The organism is Streptomyces sp. 184, from assembly GCF_045781775.1.
In the GTDB taxonomy this organism is placed as follows: Bacteria; Actinomycetota; Actinomycetes; order Streptomycetales; family Streptomycetaceae; genus Streptomyces.
The window spans coordinates 1,557,343-1,573,710 of record NZ_CP123230.1 but is presented as its reverse complement, the minus strand read 5'-3'; the positions used below and the strand labels follow the sequence as shown (position 1 = coordinate 1,573,710).

Here is a 16,368-nt window from a genome sequence, read left to right as displayed (position 1 = left end):
CGTACATGTCGCGCACCCCCCGCTCCGCCCTCTCCGCCGCCTCCGCCGTCCTCCTCGCCGCCGTGCTGGCCCTGCCCGCCGACGCGGCCCCCGTCCCGGACGTACCGGACGCCTCGGCCGACGCGGACGCGGACGCGACCGAGGCGGCCGGGGCCGCCGACCCGGACGACGGCCCGGTCGCGGGCCCGGACGACGCCGACGCCCCCGACGACGACGCCCCGCTCGGCGAACTGCTCACCCGGCTCCAGACCCTCCACGGGCAGGCCGAGCGCGCCACCGAGGCGTACCACGCGACCGCCGAGGAGCTGAAGGAACTGCGCGCCGAGACCACCGAGCTGGCCGGCGACCTCGCCGACACCCGCGCCGACCTGGCCACCGCGCGCCGCCGGGCCGGGCTGATGGCCCGTGCGCAGTACCGGGGTCCGGGGATCGCCCCGTACCTGCAACTCCTCGTCGCGCGCGACACGGAGACCGCCCTCGACCGGAAGCAGGTCATCAGCCGCGCCATCGGCAACCAGGCCGCCGTCGTGGCCCGGCTGGAGTCGGGCGCCAAGCGGCTCGACGCGCTGACGGGCTCGTCGCGTCGGGCGCTGGCACGGCAGCGGGAGCTGACGGGCGAGCGGAAGCGGCGCCGGGACCGGGTGGACGACCGGCTGGCCGAGGTGTCGGAGGCGCTGGCCGAGCTGACGCCGGCGAAGCTGGCGGCGCTGGACCGGCTGGAGGTGCGGGGGGCGGAGGCGGACCGGCGGGAGCTGATGGAGCCGGGCGGGGAGGACGACGGCCGCCCCGGCGGCCGGGAGCCGGGGAGCGGGGCGGAGGGCCGCGGGCGCGCCGCCGCCGCCGGGGCGGGAGCGGCGGCGGACGGCAAGTCCCGCGGCGGCTTCGGCGGTACGGAACGGGCCCGGAAGCCGGGTGCGTGGGGCGGCGCGGACCGGGAGCCGTCGCGCGCCGGGCGGCGGGCCGTCTCGTACGCCCTCGACCAAGTCGGCAAGCCGTACCGCGCGGGCGCCGGCGGGCCGCGGGCCTTCGACTCCTCCGGGCTCACCCAGCGGGCGTGGCGCAGTGCGGGCGTCCGCATCCCGCGTACGGCACGGGGCCAGTGGCGGGAGCTGCGCCGGGTGCCGCTGGCCGGGATGCGGCCGGGGGACATCGTGGTGTACCACCGCGACGCCTCGCACGTGGCGCTCTACCTGGGCCGGGGCCGGGTGGTGGAGGCCCCGCGCACGGGCCAGCGGGTACGGGTCGTACCGGTCACCATCCGCCCCCTGCGCGGCGCCGTACGACCCGGCTGACCGCCGCCGGGGGTCAGCCGGTCAGTTCGCCGCGCAGGCCCGGGGTGAGGACGTGGCCGACGCGGCCGACGAACAGTTCCATGTGGTACGCGGCGACGCTCAGGTCGCAGTCCGGCTCGGTCAGCACGCCGAGCAGCGAGCCGTCACCGGCCTGCATCACCACCAGGCAGCCGTCCTCCATCGCCACCATCGTCTGCTTCACCCGGCCGCCGTCCATGACGTCCGCGGCCCCGTTGGTGAGGCCGCCGATGCCGGAGACCACGGTGGCCAACTGCTCGCCCGCCGACGCGGACTGCGGCGGGGCGGCGAGCAGGGGGAGCCCGTCGGCGGAGACGACGACCACGGACCGTACGCCGGGCACCTCCGCGGTGAAGTTGTCGAGCATCCACCGCAGGCTGCTGATGGTCTCCCGCTGGTCCTGTGTGCTGTTCACGTGCTGGCTCCCTGCTCCTTCGCTTCCCATGTCGCGGCCTCCGCGGCGGCGGCCCGCCGCCCGTCCCGGCACCCCTGCTGGAGCCCGCCGAGGAGCCGCCGCACCTCGCGCGCGTCGACGGCCTGCCGCTCCGGCTGCGCGGGTACGGCGGCCACGGGCGCCCTGGTCCGCGTGCCCGCGGCGGGGGCGGCGGCCACGACGGGCCACCCGCCGGACGACTCCGCACCGCGCTGCGCCGCGAGGGCACGGGCGGGCGCGGCACCGGCGGGCGCGAGCGCGGGGTGGCCGGGGGCGGGGTGACCGGGGACCGGGTGGTCGAACCCCGGTTCGTGGTGCCCCGGTCGGCCGGGCGCCGGGTGACCGGCCACCGCAAGGCCGGGAGCGGGGTGGCCGAACGCCGCATGCACGGCCGCCTCGCGGTCGGAGGCCGCACCGTGCGCCGCCACCCCGTGCGCCGCAGGGGCGCCGGTCGCCGCACCGCCGGGCACCGTCCCGCCTGGCCGGCGCCGCGGCAGCATCCCCGCCTCGGCGCGCACCCATCCGCCGGTCCGCGGCGTGGCCGCGGGCCGCGCCGACGCGAACGGCGGCGGCGACTCCAGTACGCCGCCGTCGGGCGGCGGGGCGGAGCGCTGCGGCCCGACCCGTACGGCCGCCGCACCCCCGTCCCGTACGCCCAGGCCCCCCGCGCGCGCACCCAGACCCGCACCCGGCTCCGCGACTACGCTCCCCCGCCCGCCGTCGTCCGTGCCCCCCGCTCCGGGCAACGCCACGGCGTGACCGGCATCCCCGCCGAAGGCCGCCGCAGGAGCACCGCCCGCGAAGTCCACCGCGCCGCCGCCGACCGCACCGCCCCCCGCCGGGTCCACCAGCAGCCGCGCCGGAAGCCGCACTTCCGCGTCCAGCCCCCGGTCCCGCTGGCGCAGCTCGACGCCCACGCCGTGCCGCGCCGCCAGCCGCGCGACCACGTACAGCCCCAGCCCCAGCGCCTCACGCGGCGCGGGCCCCGGGTCGACGTCGGCGAGCCGTGCGTTGAGGTCGTCGACCCGCCCCGCCGGGCTGATGCCGATGCCCTCGTCGCGTACGACCAGCAGCAGGTCGCCCGTCCCCAGCAGCCGCCCGGTGAGCAGCACTTCGGACTCCGGCGGGGAGCAGGACGTGGCGTTCTCCAGCAGCTCGGCCAGCAGGTGGCTCGCGTCGCCGGAGGCGAAGCCCGTGACCTGCATCTGCGGCACGTCCGGGGAGAGCACCACCCGCTGGTACGACTCGATCTCGCCGACCGCCGCGCGCAGCACGTCGATCAGCGGAACGTTCGCGCGCCGCGTGCCGCGGTGGTCGGCGCCGGCGAGCACGAGCAGGTTCTCGCTGTGGCGGCGCATGCAGGCCGCGAGGTGGTCGAGCCGGAAGAGGGTCTCCAGCGTGCCGGGTTCCTGCTCGTGCGCTTCCAGCTCGTCGATGAACGACAGTTGGCGCTCGACCAGGCCCAGCGTGCGGCGCGACAGCCCGACGAACGTGCCCTGCACGCTGGCCTGGAGCCCGCCGATGCGCTCGGCGAGCGCCGCCCGCTCGCGCAGCAGCGAGTCGCGCTCGACGACGTGGTGCTCCTTCGCCTCCGCCAGCTCGGCGCGTACGGCGGCGAGTTCGGCCTCGGCGGCCCGGGCGGCCCGGGCGCTTCCGGCGCCGCCGGCCTCGGTGCCGGAACCGTCGGCGGTGTCCGCGCCGCGTCCGCCGCGCGCCGCGTAGACGACGACGCCCACGGCCAGCAGCACGCACAGCGCGAGCAGCGCGCCGTGCAGTTGGAGCGTGCTCATCGCCTGGGCCCGGCGCGCGGGGTCCGCGGCGCGGACGGTGCGGAGCGCGCCCACCAGGCCGGGCGCGCCCGCCGCGAGCACGGCGGCGCCGACGACGAGGTACGCGGCCCTGGCGCGCGGCGAGGGGCGCGGCGAGGGGCGCGGTGCGGTCGGCGGTGTGGTGGGCTGCGCGGAAGTCTGCGCGGCGGGCGCATCGCCGCGCCGCGACCGCCGCTGCGGCCTGCGCCGGTCGCCGCCCTCCTGCCGATCCGGCTGCACGGGGGTCCGCAATCGCCCTCCTTCAACTCTTTGTCCGCGGCGCCATGTCCATTCATTTCGGACTGTTTGTGACGGAGTCCGATAGCGCCTCGGTCCCGGTGGTTGACCTTGGCAGCAGGGGTCGCGCGCGTGCGGACTTTGCCCCGGCGCTCACTCGAACGAGTGAGGGTTGTTTGCCTGCGGGCCGCCGGGCCGTCCGCTCCGCGTCGGGGGCCGCACGGCCCGTACGGGCAGACTGGGATCATGCGCATCGAACTGGCCGGCGCCCCCGCCGTACCCGAAGCCCCGAACGAGGACTACGCCGCCGTGGCCCTGCCCGCCTCCGGCGCCGGCGGCGCCGCGGTGGTGCTGGACGGCGTGACGCCGCCGCGGGACGGGGACACCGGCTGCGTCCACGGGGTGCCCTGGTTCGTGGCGCGGCTGGGCGGCGCGTTCCTGGAGCTGGCCGGCGCCCGCGAGGGTTCGCTCGCGGACTGCCTGGCGGCGGCCGTCCGCCGTACCGCCGCGGCGCACGGCCCGGCCTGCGACCTGACCCACCGGCGGACGCCGCAGGCCACGGTGGCGGCGGTGCGCTGGGACGGCGAGACGGTGGAGCACCTGGTGCTGTGCGACGCGGCGCTGCTGCTGGAGGGGCCGGACGGCGGGGTGCGGCCGGTGCTCGACCTCAGGCTGTCGCGGTTGCCGCGGGACCGCCCCGCCGAGGAGTGGCGCAACCGCGAGGGCGGCTTCTTCACCGCCGCCGCCGACCCGGAGGTGGCCGCGCGGGCGGTGGTGGGCAGCGTGCCGCGTACGGAGGTGGTGGCGCTGGCGGCGCTGACGGACGGGGTGACGCGCTGGACGGAGGTGTTCGGCCTCGGCGACTGGGCGGCGCTGCTCCAGCGGGTGCGGAAGGCGGGGCCGCAGGGCGTGGTGGAGGAGGTGCGGGCCGCGGAGGCGGCGGACGCGGACCGCAGCCGGTACCGCAGGGGGAAGGTGCACGACGACGCGTCGGCGGTGCTGGTGGAGCTGTAACGGGCCCGGACGGCCGGACGGCCGGACGGCCGGACGGCCGGGAGACCGGGGCCGGAGGCCCGGGAGTCCGGCGAAGCCGACCGGGCCGGCGGGCCGCCGATCCGGCGGAGTGCGGGCAGGAGCAGGACGGGCGTGGCCCGCGGGGCCCCTACCGCACCCGCCCGCCCGCGTTCAGCTCGTTGAACCGGCCCAGCAGCCGGGCCAGTTCGGCGACCTCGCCCCGGTCCCACTCGGCGAGCCGGTGGACGTACTCCGCGTGCCGCGCCTCGCGCACCTTCAGCACCCGCCGCCTCCCCTCCTCCGTCAGCCGCACGAGCGCGGCGCGGCCGTCTGCGGGGTCGGGCTCGCGGTCGACGAGGCCCAGTTCTTCGAGGGTGTGCAGTTGCCGGCTCACGGTCGCCTTGCCGATGTTGAAGTAGCAGGCGAGTTCGGTGGCGCGCCGTCCGCCGCCCTCCAGTTGGGCCAGCATGGCGTACGCGCCGGGTTCGAGCCCGGGGCCCACCTGGCGGGCCATATCCGCCGCGATGCCGCGGGCCCGGCGGTAGAAGACCGCCAACTCCCGCTCCAGATCGAGGAAGACGTGGTCCACACCATTTCCCTCGTTCTCCTGCTCGCCTCCGGGGGTTTCGGCCTTGTGCACGTCAGGGGCCCTTCCGGCTTTCCGCGGGCTGAAAGTTTTCTTCAGAAGCGGCAGAAGCCGCAGCTCCCCCAGTATTTCGCAGGCGTAGACCAAAGGCACCTGTCGGACCCTCTTTCGCTCGCTCACCCGCTGCGCTTACCTTCGGCGCAGCACGTAGTGACATGGTCACACCAAGCATCGGGCCAGGGCCCAGCAGGCGTACGAGGACGGGCCACCGCCGCCCCGCCGCTCCCGCCGCACCCCCGAGCCGGCAGCACCACACGCCCGGCACCTCCGCACCCCTCCTCCTACCGGCACCACCGGAACCCCGGCACTACCGGAACCACGGCAACACCGGCACCACCGGCACCACCGAGGAACCCCCACACCCGGAGGAACGCATGTCATCCCGAGTCCGCATCCGCCCGCGCACCGCCCGCCGCTCCCTCGCCGCCGCCATCGCCGTCGCGGCCACCTCGCTCTCCCTCGTCGTCGGTCTGACCAGCCCGGCCGCCGCGGCCGGCAACCGGCTCAACCCCAACCCCCGCGACATCGAGCGCGGCGAGGCGTACATGGGCGCCGGCATCCGCCTGCACGAGGGCACCGGCGCCCCCGGGGCGTCCGGCGCCGCCGGCGGCCAGGAGGCCGGCCCGCTCGCGACCGTCGAGGGCGTGGACGTCTCCAGCCACCAGGGCAACGTCAACTGGTCCACCCTCTGGAACAGCGGCAACCGCTTCGCGTACGTCAAGGCCACCGAGGGCACCGGCTACAAGAACCCGTACTTCGCCCAGCAGTACAACGGCTCGTACAACGTCGGGATGATCCGCGGCGCGTACCACTTCGCCCTCCCGAACGGCGCCAGCGGCGCCGCCCAGGCCGACTACTTCGCCAGCAACGGCGGCGGCTGGTCCCGCGACGGCAAGACGCTGCCGGGCGTGCTGGACATCGAGTACAACCCCTACGGCGCCACCTGCTACGGCCTCAGCCAGGCGTCGATGCGGAGCTGGATCAGCTCCTTCCTCACCCGCTACCGCGAGCGCACCGGCCGCTACGCGGTGATCTACACGAACACCAACTGGTGGACCCAGTGCACGGGCAACTACGGCGGCTACGCCGGCAACCACCCGCTGTGGGTCGCCCGCTACGCCTCCGCGCCGGGCACCCTCCCGGGCGGCTGGGGCTTCTACACCTTCTGGCAGTACACCTCGACGGGCCCGACGGTCGGCGACCACAACAAGTTCAACGGCGCCTACGACCGCCTCCAGGCACTCGCCAACGGCTGACCCGGGCGCACACCGCCCCGCCGGCCCCCGCCGGTCTCCCCGGAGCTGCTCCTCCGGGGAGACCGGCGGTACCCGTCGGCCCCCGCGCACGCCGAACGGCCCCTCCCGGGTGGGTGGTCGGGAGGGGCCGAGTCCGTGCGGGTCGCCCGGCGGTCAGGCCGCCAGGGGGACCTCCGGGCGGTCCGGCTCGGCCGCCGCGCCGGCCGGCGTCAGGGCCAGCTCCAGCACGCGGCGGACGTCCGAGACCGGGTGGACCTCCAGCTTCTCCAGCACCTCGGCCGGCACGTCGTCCAGGTCCGGCTCGTTCCGCTTCGGGATGATCACCGTGGTGACCCCCGCGCGGTGCGCCGCCAGCAGCTTCTGCTTCACGCCGCCGATCGGCAGCACCCGGCCCGTCAGCGACACCTCACCGGTCATCGCCACGTCCGTGCGCACCTGCCGGCCGCTGAGCAGCGACGCCAGCGCCGTCGTCATCGTGATGCCCGCGCTCGGCCCGTCCTTCGGGACCGCGCCCGCCGGTACGTGCAGGTGGATGCCCCGGTCCTTCAGGTCGGCCACCGGCAGTTCCAGCTCCGCGCCGCGCGAGCGCAGGAAGGAGAGCGCGATGTGCGCCGACTCCTTCATCACGTCGCCGAGCTGGCCGGTCAGGGTCAGCCCGGAGGCGCCCGACTCGGCGTCGGCCAGCGACGCCTCGATGTACAGCACGTCGCCGCCGGCGCCCGTCACCGCCAGGCCCGTCGCCACGCCGGGGACCGCCGTGCGGCGCTCCGCGGGGTCGGTGGCGGCCTCCGGGGTGTGGTGCGGACGGCCGATCAGCGGGCGGAGCTGTTCGACGCCGACGGGGTAGGGCAGCTTCGCGTCGCCCAGTTCGTGCTGCGCCGCGATCTTGCGGAGCAGCCGGGCGAGGGAGCGTTCCAGGTTCCGTACGCCCGCCTCGCGGGTGTACTCGCCGGCGAGCTTGCGCAGCGCCTCGTCCTCGATGGCGACCTCGCCGGCCTCCAGACCCGCGCGTTCCAGTTGCCTCGGCAGCAGGTGGTCGCGGGCGATGGTGACCTTCTCGTCCTCGGTGTAGCCGTCGAGGCGGACCAGTTCCATCCGGTCCAGCAGCGCCTCGGGGATGGCTTCGAGGACGTTGGCGGTGGCCAGGAAGACCACGTCGGACAGGTCCAGCTCGACTTCGAGGTAGTGGTCGCGGAACGTGTGGTTCTGCGCCGGGTCCAGGACCTCCAGCAGGGCCGCGGCCGGGTCGCCGCGGAAGTCGGAGCCGACCTTGTCGATCTCGTCCAGGAGCACGACCGGGTTCATCGACCCGGCCTCCTTGACGGCCCGTACGACGCGGCCGGGCAGCGCGCCGACGTACGTACGCCGGTGGCCGCGGATCTCCGCCTCGTCCCGGACGCCGCCGAGCGCGACGCGGACGAACTTGCGCCCCATGGCCCGCGCCACGGACTCGCCCAGCGACGTCTTGCCGACGCCGGGCGGGCCGACGAGCGCGAGCACCGCGCCGCCGCGCCGGCCGCCGACGAGGCCCAGGCCCCGGTCCGCGCGGCGCTTGCGCACCGCCAGGTACTCGGTGATGCGCTCCTTGACGTCCTCCAGGCCCGCGTGGTCGGCGTCCAGGATCTCCTTGGCGCCGGCGATGTCGTACGCGTCCTCCGTACGCTCGCTCCACGGCATCTCCAGGACCGTGTCGAGCCACGTCCTGATCCAGCCGCCCTCGGGCGAGGCGTCGGAGCTGCGCTCCAGCTTGTCGACTTCCTTCAGGGCCGCCTCGCGGACCTTCTCGGGCAGGTCGGCGGCCTCGACGCGGGCGCGGTAGTCGTCGGACTCCTCGCCGTCGGGCTCGCCGTTCAGCTCGCGCAGCTCCTTGCGCACGGCCTCCAACTGCCGGCGCAGCAGGAACTCGCGCTGCTGCTTGTCGACGCCCTCCTGGACGTCCTTGGCGATGGACTCGGCGACGTCCTGCTCCGCCAGGTGCTCCTTCAGCCAGCGCGTGGCCAGCTTCAGCCGGGCCACCGGGTCGGTGGTCTCCAGCAGCTCCACGCGCTGCTCGGTGGTGAGGAACGGCGAGTAGCCGGCGTTGTCGGCGAGCTGGCCGACGTCGTCGATCTGCTGCACGCGGTCCACGACCTGCCAGGCGCCGCGCTTGCGCAGCCAGTCGGTCGCGACCGCCTTGTACTCCTTGGTCAGCTCCGTGACGGCGCCGGGAACGGGATCGGGTACGGACTCCTCGATCTCCGTGCCCTCCACCCACAGCGCCGCCCCGGGGCCGGTGGTGCCTGCGCCGATACGGATCCGGGTGACGCCGCGGATCAGCGCGCCCGGGTCGCCGTCGGCCAGCCGGCCGACCTGCTCGACGCGGCCGAGGACACCGGTGCCCACGTACGTGCCGTCGACCCGCGGGACGAGCAGCACCCGGGGCTTGTGCCCGCTGCCGCGCGCCGCGGCCTGCGCGGCCTCGACCGCGGCCCGGACCTCGCCGTCCGAGAGGTCGAGCGGCACGACCATGCCGGGGAGCACGACCTCGTCATCGAGCGGCAGGACGGGCAGGGCCAGCGGCGCGTTCGAGCTGGACTCAGTAGCCATTGATCTCCCCTTCGGCATGCAAGTTGAGTTACATGGGCTCAACCCGGAGGGGTGCCGTGATGTTCCCGGCCGTCTGTTCGCTGTCAGCGATCGGGCAGGATGGGGCCATGAGCAGCCAAGACGACGCGGCGACCGCGGTGACGGTCGACCGCAGGTCCGGCCCGTACGGGGAGGTCGTGCTGCGGCGGCGCGGCATACACCACGAGATCATCGCCAACGGCGTCTTCCTCATGGATACCTCGGACGGCCGCTCCGAGCGACTGCTGATCCGGGCCGCCGCGGACGCCGTGCGCGGCGGCCCGGATCGGGCACCGGCGGTGCTGATCGGCGGCCTCGGCGTGGGCTTCTCGCTCGCCGAGGCGGCGGCGGACCCGCGCTGGGCGCGGATCACGGTGGTCGAGCGCGAGCCGGCGGTCGTCGAGTGGCACACCGGCTCCCCGGCGCAGCCCCCCGGCACCGCGGCCGGCGGACCCGTACCCGCAGCCGCCGCAGCCGCAGCCGGCGGGGCCGAAGCCGCGCCCCTGGCCCGCCTCAGCGGCCCCGCCCTCGCCGACCCCCGCGTCGCACTCGTCCAGGCCGATCTCCTCGACCACCTCGCCACCACGCCCCACCGCTACGACGCCGTCTGCCTCGACATCGACAACGGCCCCGACTGGACCGTCACCGAGGGCAACTCCGGCCTCTACGCCCCCGCCGGCCTCGCCGCCTGCCGCGAGCGCCTGACCCCCGGCGGCGTCCTCGCCGTCTGGTCCGCCCGCCCCTCCCCCGACTTCGAGGCCGCCCTGCGCACCGCCGGCTTCACGGACGTACGCACCGAGGAGATCCCGGTCCGCCGCGGCGTACCGGACGCCGTCCACCTCGCCGTCCGCCCACCGGACACCGCACCCGCAACGCACCCCGGGGCTGTCCGTTCCCCGTAGCCGAGGCGTGTCACCTCCCCATACGCTGCTAGCTGAACCGGAGGGCCTACGGGGAAGAGACGGCGAGGGCCACGAACACATGGCAGACAGACAAGCCCTGAACGGCCGTGCCGACCACGCGGCCGCAGTGACGCCCGGTGCCCAGCGCAGGGTGCTGGTCGTCGAGGACGACCCGACCATCGGGCAGGCGATCTCGGCGCGGCTGCGCGCCGAGGGCTTCCAGGTACGTACGGCCGGAGACGGCCCGGCCGCGGTGGCGAGCGCGGCGGAGTGGGGACCCGACCTGCTCGTGCTCGACGTGATGCTGCCCGGCTTCGACGGGCTGGAGGTGTGCCGCAGGGTGCAGGCCCAGCGGCTCGTGCCGGTGCTGATGCTGACCGCGCGGGACGACGAGACGGACATGCTCGTCGGCCTGGGCGTCGGCGCCGACGACTACATGACCAAGCCCTTCTCCATGCGCGAGCTGGCCGCGCGGGTGCACGTCCTGCTGCGCCGCGTGGAGCGCGCCACGCTCGCGGCGGGCGCCTCCCGGGACGACACGCTGCGCCTGGGCGAGCTGGAGATCGACCACACCGAGCGGCGGGTGCGGGTCGGCGGGGACGACGTCCATCTGACGCCGACGGAGTTCGAGCTGCTGGCGTGTCTGGCCAACCAGCCGCGGGCGGTGCTCTCCCGCGAGCAGCTTCTGGTGGAGGTGTGGGAGTGGGAGGACGCCTCGGGGACGCGCACCGTCGACAGCCACATCAAGGCGCTGCGCCGCAAGATAGGCGCCGAGCGGATCCGTACGGTCCACGGCGTGGGTTACGCGCTGGAGACCCCCGTCACATGACGGTGCCGGACGGCGGCGGGGCGGAGCCCGGGTTCTGGCGCCGGGTGTGGGACGCGCTGCGCCCGCTGGACCCGGTGCGTTCGGTGAACGCGGCGCTGGGCGCCCTGGTCATCGGCTCGGTGGTGATCGCCACCGGCCTGGTGTGGGTGGCCATCCGCTCCTCCACCGAGGTCCGGCTGATCACGGTCTTCTCGCTGATCGCCTCGCTGCTGATCACCCAGTTCGTGGGCCAGCGGCTGACGTCGCCGCTGGTGCAGATGACCGCGGTCACCCGCGCCATGGCGCACGGCGACTACACCGCCCGGCTGGCCACCCGCCGCCGGGACGAGTTCGGCGAGCTGGCGCAGACGTTCAACCGCATGGCGGCCGACCTCCAGTCCGTCGACCGGCACCGCAAGGAGCTGGTGGCCAACGTCTCGCACGAGCTGCGCACCCCGATCGCCGCGCTGCGCGCCGTGCTGGAGAACGTGGTGGACGGCGTCTCCGAGGCCGACCCGGACACGATGCGCACCGCGCTGCGCCAGACCGAGCGGCTGGGGCGGCTGGTGGAGCAGTTGCTCGACCTGTCGCGGATCGACAGCGGGGTGGTGCCGCTGCGGCTGCGGCGGTTCTCGGTCGAGCAGTACCTCGCGGGCGTCCTGAAGGAGGCGCACTTCGGCAGCGGCGCCCACGGCGCGGCCGACGCCCCGGAGGCGAACGGCGACGCCCCCGGCCCCCGCGGTCGCGGGGACGTCCGGCTGCACCTGGACGTCTGGCCGCCCGAGCTGGTCGTACGGGCCGACGCCGAGCGGCTGCACCAGGTGATGGCGAACCTGATCGACAACGCCGTGAAGCACAGCCCGCCCGGCGGCCGGGTCACCGTGCGCGCCCGCGCCGGCGCCCAGCCCGACGGGCTGGAGGTGGAGGTGCTCGACGAGGGCCCCGGCATCCCCGCCGCCGAGCGGCACCGGGTCTTCGAGCGCTTCAACCGCGGGCGGGAGACCGGGCTGCTCGGCGACCACGGTGCGGACGGCGGGGGCACCGGGCTGGGGCTGGCGATCGCGCGCTGGGCGGTGGATCTGCACGGCGGCCGGATCGGTGTGGCCGAATCGCCCCGCGGCTGCCGGATCAGGCTCACCCTTCCGGGTTAACGCTCGTTCGTGACTTGACCTACACTTGACCTTGCCAGAGCGTGGGAACGCCCCGGCAACGGCGGCAGAGCAGCCGGTGAATGGCCCCGTACGACAACGGGAAGCGGCGCCACCGCCTCGATGCCCCCATGCCGCACGCGGGCAAACTTTCTTTATTTCCCGCCAATTCCTGGACCCAAACCACGTTCGCATTGTGACTTACGCGACCTCCGGCGGGTGCGGCCTGCACGTTCCAGCTCGGGGGGCGTAGCCTTGTTTTCCGCTGTCCATCACCTTGTGAAGCGGAAGAGGGCGGTTGCCGCCGTGTCGTCACAGTCCCCTAAGAGCAGCTCGTCGAGCGTCCGGACCGAAGAGCCCAGCCAGGGCCGAGACCCTGCTGCCGCCTTCGGTCCCAACGAGTGGCTCGTCGACGAGATCTACCAGCAGTACCTCCAGGACCCCAACTCGGTGGACCGGGCCTGGTGGGACTTCTTCGCCGACTACAAGCCGGGTACCGCCGGCGGGAACCAGGGGGCAGTGACCCAGGCGGCGCAGCCCGCCACCGCCACGGCCCCGTCGCCGGACGGTGCGGGGCCCGCCGCGCCACCGGCCCCCGCGGCCCAGGCCCCGGCCCAGACCCAGGCGCCGGCTCCGGCCACGCCGCCGCAGCAGGCCCCGGCGCCCGCCGTCGACGGCCGGCCCGCGGCCCGGCCGCCGGCCCAGACCGCGGCTGCGCCCACCGCGCCCACCGCGCCGGCCGCGAAGCCCGCGGCCAAGCCGGCGGAGAAGCCCGCGGCCAAGCCGGCCGCGAAGCCCGCCGCCGCCCCGGGCGAGGGCCCCGAGCTGGTCACCCTCCGGGGCCCGGCCGCCGCCGTCGCCAAGAACATGAACGCCTCGCTGGAGCTGCCGACGGCCACCTCGGTCCGCGCGGTCCCGGTGAAGCTGCTCTTCGACAACCGCATCGTCATCAACAACCACCTGAAGCGCGCCCGCGGCGGGAAGGTCTCCTTCACGCACCTCATCGGGTACGCGATGGTCCAGGCGATGAAGCTGATGCCGTCGATGAACCACTCCTTCGCGCAGAAGGACGGCAAGCCCACCCTGGTCAAGCCCGAGCACGTCAACCTCGGGCTGGCCATCGACCTCGTCAAGCCCAACGGCGACCGCCAGCTCGTCGTCGCGGCCATCAGGAAGGCCGAGACGCTCAACTTCTTCGAGTTCTGGCAGGCGTACGAGGACATCGTCCGCCGCGCCCGCGCCAACAAGCTCACGATGGACGACTTCACCGGGGTGACGTGCTCGCTCACCAACCCCGGCGGCATCGGCACCGTCCACTCCGTGCCGCGGCTGATGCCCGGCCAGTCCATGATCCTCGGCGTCGGCGCGATGGACTACCCCGCCGAGTTCCAGGGCACCTCCCAGGACACCCTGAACCAGTTGGGCGTCTCCAAGGTCATGACGCTCACGTCGACGTACGACCACCGCGTCATCCAGGGCGCCGCCTCCGGCGAGTTCCTGCGGATCATGAACCAGTTGCTGCTGGGCGAGAACGACTTCTTCGACGAGGTCTTCAAGTCCCTGCGCATCCCCTACGAGCCGGTCCGCTGGCTCCGCGACATCGACGCCAGCCACGACGACGACGTCACCAAGGCCGCCCGGGTCTTCGACCTGATCCACTCCTACCGGGTCCGCGGCCACGTGATGGCCGACACCGACCCGCTGGAGTACAAGCAGCGCAAGCACCCCGACCTCGACGTCAACGAGCACGGCCTGACGCTCTGGGACCTGGAGCGGGAGTTCGCCGTCGGCGGCTTCGCCGGCAAGTCGATGATGAAGCTGCGCGACATCCTCGGCGTGCTGCGGGACTCGTACTGCCGCACCACCGGCATCGAGTACATGCACATCCAGGATCCGAAGGAGCGCAAGTGGATCCAGGAGCGCGTGGAGCGCCCGCATGACACCCCGGAGCGCGAGGAGCAACTGCGCATCCTGCGCCGGCTGAACGCCGCGGAGGCGTTCGAGACGTTCCTCCAGACGAAGTACGTCGGCCAGAAGCGCTTCTCGCTGGAGGGCGGCGAGTCCGTCATCCCGCTGCTGGACGCGGTCATCGACGCCGCCGCCGAGTCCCGCCTCGACGAGGTCGTCATCGGCATGGCGCACCGCGGCCGGCTCAACGTGCTGGCGAACATCGTCGGCAAGTCGTACGCGCAGATCTTCCGCGAGTTCGAGGGGAACCTCGACCCGAAGTCGATGCACGGCTCCGGCGACGTGAAGTACCACCTGGGCACGGAGGGCACCTTCACCGGCCTGGACGGCGAGCAGATCAAGGTCTCGCTCACCGCCAACCCCTCCCACCTGGAGGCCGTCGACCCGGTGCTGGAGGGCGTGGTCCGCGCCAAGCAGGACATCATCGGCAAGGGCGGTACGGACTTCACCGTGCTGCCGCTGGCGCTGCACGGCGACGCCGCGTTCGCCGGCCAGGGCGTGGTGGCCGAGACGCTCAACATGTCGCAGTTGCGCGGCTACCGCTGCGGCGGCACCGTGCACGTCGTCATCAACAACCAGGTCGGCTTCACCGCCCCGCCGGAGTCCGCGCGTTCCTCGATGTACGCCACGGACGTGGCCCGCATGATCGAGGCGCCGATCTTCCACGTCAACGGCGACGACCCCGAGGCCGTCGTGCGCGTCGCGCGGCTGGCCTTCGAGTACCGCCAGGCGTTCAACAAGGACGTGGTCATCGACCTCATCTGCTACCGCCGCCGCGGGCACAACGAGGGCGACAACCCGCAGTTCACCAACCCGCAGATGGTCGAGCTGATCGACAAGAAGCGCTCGGTGCGCAAGCTCTACACCGAGTCCCTGATCGGCCGCGGCGACATCACCATGGAAGAGGCGGAGCAGGCCCTCCAGGACTTCCAGGGCCAGTTGGAGAAGGTCTTCACCGAGGTACGGGACGCCACCGAGACGCCCGCGCCGGCGGAGGTGCCGGCGCACGCGCTGCCCGGCTTCCCGGTGGCCATGGACACGCACATCTCCGAAGAGGTCGTCAAGCGGATCGCCGACTCCCAGGTGAGCCTGCCCGACCAGGTCTCGGTGCACCCGCGGCTGCTGCCGCAGTTGCAGCGCCGGGTGTCGATGGTCGAGGACGACACCATCGACTGGGGCATGGGCGAGACGCTGGCGTTCGGCTCGCTGCTGATGGAGGGCACCCCGGTCCGGCTCGCCGGCCAGGACTCCCGGCGCGGCACGTTCGGCCACCGGCACGCGGTGCTCGTGGACCAGAAGACCGGCGAGGACTACACCCCGCTGAACTACCTCGCCCCGGACCAGGCCCGCTACAACGTCTACGACTCGCTGCTCAGCGAGTACGCGGCGATGGGCTTCGAGTACGGCTACTCGCTGGCCCGCCCGGACTCCCTGGTGCTGTGGGAGGCGCAGTTCGGCGACTTCGTCAACGGCGCGCAGACCGTCGTGGACGAGTTCATCTCCTCGGCCGAGCAGAAGTGGGGCCAGACCTCCGGCGTCGTGCTGCTGCTGCCGCACGGCTACGAGGGCCAGGGCCCGGACCACTCCTCGGCCCGTATCGAGCGGTTCATGCAGCTCTCCGCGCAGAACAACATGACCGTCGCGATGCCCTCGCTGCCGTCGAACTACTTCCACCTGCTGCGCTGGCAGGTCCACAACCCGCACCACAAGCCCCTGGTGGTCTTCACCCCGAAGTCCATGCTCCGGCTGAAGGCGGCGGCGTCGCGGACGGAGGAGTTCACCACGGGCGGCTTCCGGCCGGTCATCGGCGACGACTCCGTCGACCCGGCGGCGGTCCGCAAGATCGTCTTCTGCTCCGGCAAGGTCTACTACGACCTCGACGCCGAGCGGCAGAAGCGCGGCGCCCAGGACACCGCGATCGTCCGGCTGGAGCGGCTGTACCCGCTGCCCGGGGCGGAGATCCAGGCGGAACTGGCGCGCTACAGCGGTGCGACGAAGTTCGTCTGGGCCCAGGAGGAGCCGGCCAACCAGGGCGCGTGGCCGTTCATCGCGCTCAACCTGGTCGACCACCTGGACCTGATCATCGGCTCCCAGCCGGTGCCGGAGGCGGACCGGCTGCGCCGGGTCTCGCGCCCGTCGTCGTCCTCGCCGGCGGTCGGCTCGGCCAAGCGCCACCAGGCGGAGCACGCCCAGTTGCTCGCCGAGGTCTTCGACCTCTGAGCCGTACGGAAGCA

The 16,368-nt window shown here is 74.1% G+C and carries 11 protein-coding genes; 7 read left to right on the top strand and 4 right to left on the bottom strand.

Annotation, left to right across the window (positions count from 1 at the left end):
• Positions 1-5: 5 nt before the first annotated feature.
• Positions 6-1,292 carry an NlpC/P60 family protein gene (locus tag QBL21_RS06885; RefSeq protein ID WP_407561096.1) on the top strand — a complete coding sequence of 429 codons (1,287 nt, stop codon included), beginning with the start codon at positions 6-8 and terminating at the stop codon, positions 1,290-1,292.
• Between the two features lie 13 nt (positions 1,293-1,305).
• On the opposite strand, the gene QBL21_RS06880 is transcribed toward QBL21_RS06885, so the two are convergent.
• Together QBL21_RS06880 and QBL21_RS06875 are read right to left on the bottom strand one after the other, a co-directional pair.
• Entirely contained in the window at positions 1,306-1,725 is a 420-nt protein-coding gene (locus QBL21_RS06880; protein ID WP_407561095.1) for a roadblock/LC7 domain-containing protein, read from the bottom strand.
• The gene (locus tag QBL21_RS06875; protein ID WP_407561094.1) at positions 1,722-3,803 is read right to left on the bottom strand and encodes an ATP-binding protein; all 2,082 of its coding nucleotides are present in this window, start codon (positions 3,801-3,803) and stop codon (positions 1,722-1,724) included. Before QBL21_RS06875 ends, QBL21_RS06880 begins: the two co-directional genes overlap by 4 nt.
• Before the next feature lie 231 nt (positions 3,804-4,034).
• Between QBL21_RS06875 and QBL21_RS06870 the strand changes: the two genes are divergently transcribed.
• Entirely contained in the window at positions 4,035-4,802 is a 768-nt protein-coding gene (locus tag QBL21_RS06870) for a protein phosphatase 2C domain-containing protein (RefSeq protein WP_407561093.1), read from the top strand.
• Between the two features lie 148 nt (positions 4,803-4,950).
• Here QBL21_RS06870 and QBL21_RS06865 read toward each other — a convergent pair whose 3' ends face one another.
• Positions 4,951-5,442 (bottom strand): MarR family winged helix-turn-helix transcriptional regulator, encoded by a 492-nt coding sequence (locus QBL21_RS06865; RefSeq protein ID WP_407561092.1) that lies wholly within the window; start codon positions 5,440-5,442, stop codon positions 4,951-4,953.
• Between the two features lie 380 nt (positions 5,443-5,822).
• Between QBL21_RS06865 and QBL21_RS06860 the strand changes: the two genes are divergently transcribed.
• Positions 5,823-6,704, top strand: a complete 882-nt coding sequence (locus QBL21_RS06860) for a lysozyme (RefSeq protein WP_407561091.1) — start codon at positions 5,823-5,825, stop codon at positions 6,702-6,704.
• A 153-nt stretch (positions 6,705-6,857) separates the two neighbouring features.
• On the opposite strand, the gene lon is transcribed toward QBL21_RS06860, so the two are convergent.
• Positions 6,858-9,290, bottom strand: a complete 2,433-nt coding sequence (gene lon, locus QBL21_RS06855; protein ID WP_407561090.1) for an endopeptidase La — start codon at positions 9,288-9,290, stop codon at positions 6,858-6,860.
• Positions 9,291-9,397: 107 nt separating this feature from the next.
• Between lon and QBL21_RS06850 the strand changes: the two genes are divergently transcribed.
• The 4 genes from QBL21_RS06850 (at position 9,398) to QBL21_RS06835 (ending at position 16,354) form a co-directional block, all read left to right on the top strand.
• Positions 9,398-10,210, top strand: a complete 813-nt coding sequence (locus QBL21_RS06850) for a spermidine synthase (protein ID WP_407561089.1) — start codon at positions 9,398-9,400, stop codon at positions 10,208-10,210.
• 79 nt (positions 10,211-10,289) lie between these two features.
• Positions 10,290-11,039, top strand: coding sequence for a response regulator transcription factor (locus QBL21_RS06845; protein WP_407561088.1), 750 nt, complete (start codon positions 10,290-10,292; stop codon positions 11,037-11,039).
• Positions 11,036-12,169, top strand: a complete 1,134-nt coding sequence (locus QBL21_RS06840) for an ATP-binding protein (protein ID WP_407561087.1) — start codon at positions 11,036-11,038, stop codon at positions 12,167-12,169. The genes QBL21_RS06845 and QBL21_RS06840 overlap by 4 nt, the downstream gene beginning before the upstream one ends.
• Positions 12,170-12,472: 303 nt before the next feature.
• Positions 12,473-16,354 carry a multifunctional oxoglutarate decarboxylase/oxoglutarate dehydrogenase thiamine pyrophosphate-binding subunit/dihydrolipoyllysine-residue succinyltransferase subunit gene (locus QBL21_RS06835; protein WP_407561086.1) on the top strand — a complete coding sequence of 1,294 codons (3,882 nt, stop codon included), beginning with the start codon at positions 12,473-12,475 and terminating at the stop codon, positions 16,352-16,354.
• Positions 16,355-16,368 lie beyond the last annotated feature (14 nt).

Bases quoted from the DNA above. Each gene is read 5' to 3' on its own strand.
- QBL21_RS06885 (WP_407561096.1), top strand. From the start codon at position 6: ATGTCGCGCACCCCCCGCTCCGCCCTCTCCGCCGCCTCCGCCGTCCTC.
- QBL21_RS06870 (WP_407561093.1), top strand. From the start codon at position 4,035: ATGCGCATCGAACTGGCCGGCGCCCCCGCCGTACCCGAAGCCCCGAAC.
- QBL21_RS06860 (WP_407561091.1), top strand. From the start codon at position 5,823: ATGTCATCCCGAGTCCGCATCCGCCCGCGCACCGCCCGCCGCTCCCTC.
- lon (WP_407561090.1), bottom strand. From the start codon at position 9,290: ATGGCTACTGAGTCCAGCTCGAACGCGCCGCTGGCCCTGCCCGTCCTG.
- QBL21_RS06850 (WP_407561089.1), top strand. From the start codon at position 9,398: ATGAGCAGCCAAGACGACGCGGCGACCGCGGTGACGGTCGACCGCAGG.
- QBL21_RS06845 (WP_407561088.1), top strand. From the start codon at position 10,290: ATGGCAGACAGACAAGCCCTGAACGGCCGTGCCGACCACGCGGCCGCA.
- QBL21_RS06840 (WP_407561087.1), top strand. From the start codon at position 11,036: ATGACGGTGCCGGACGGCGGCGGGGCGGAGCCCGGGTTCTGGCGCCGG.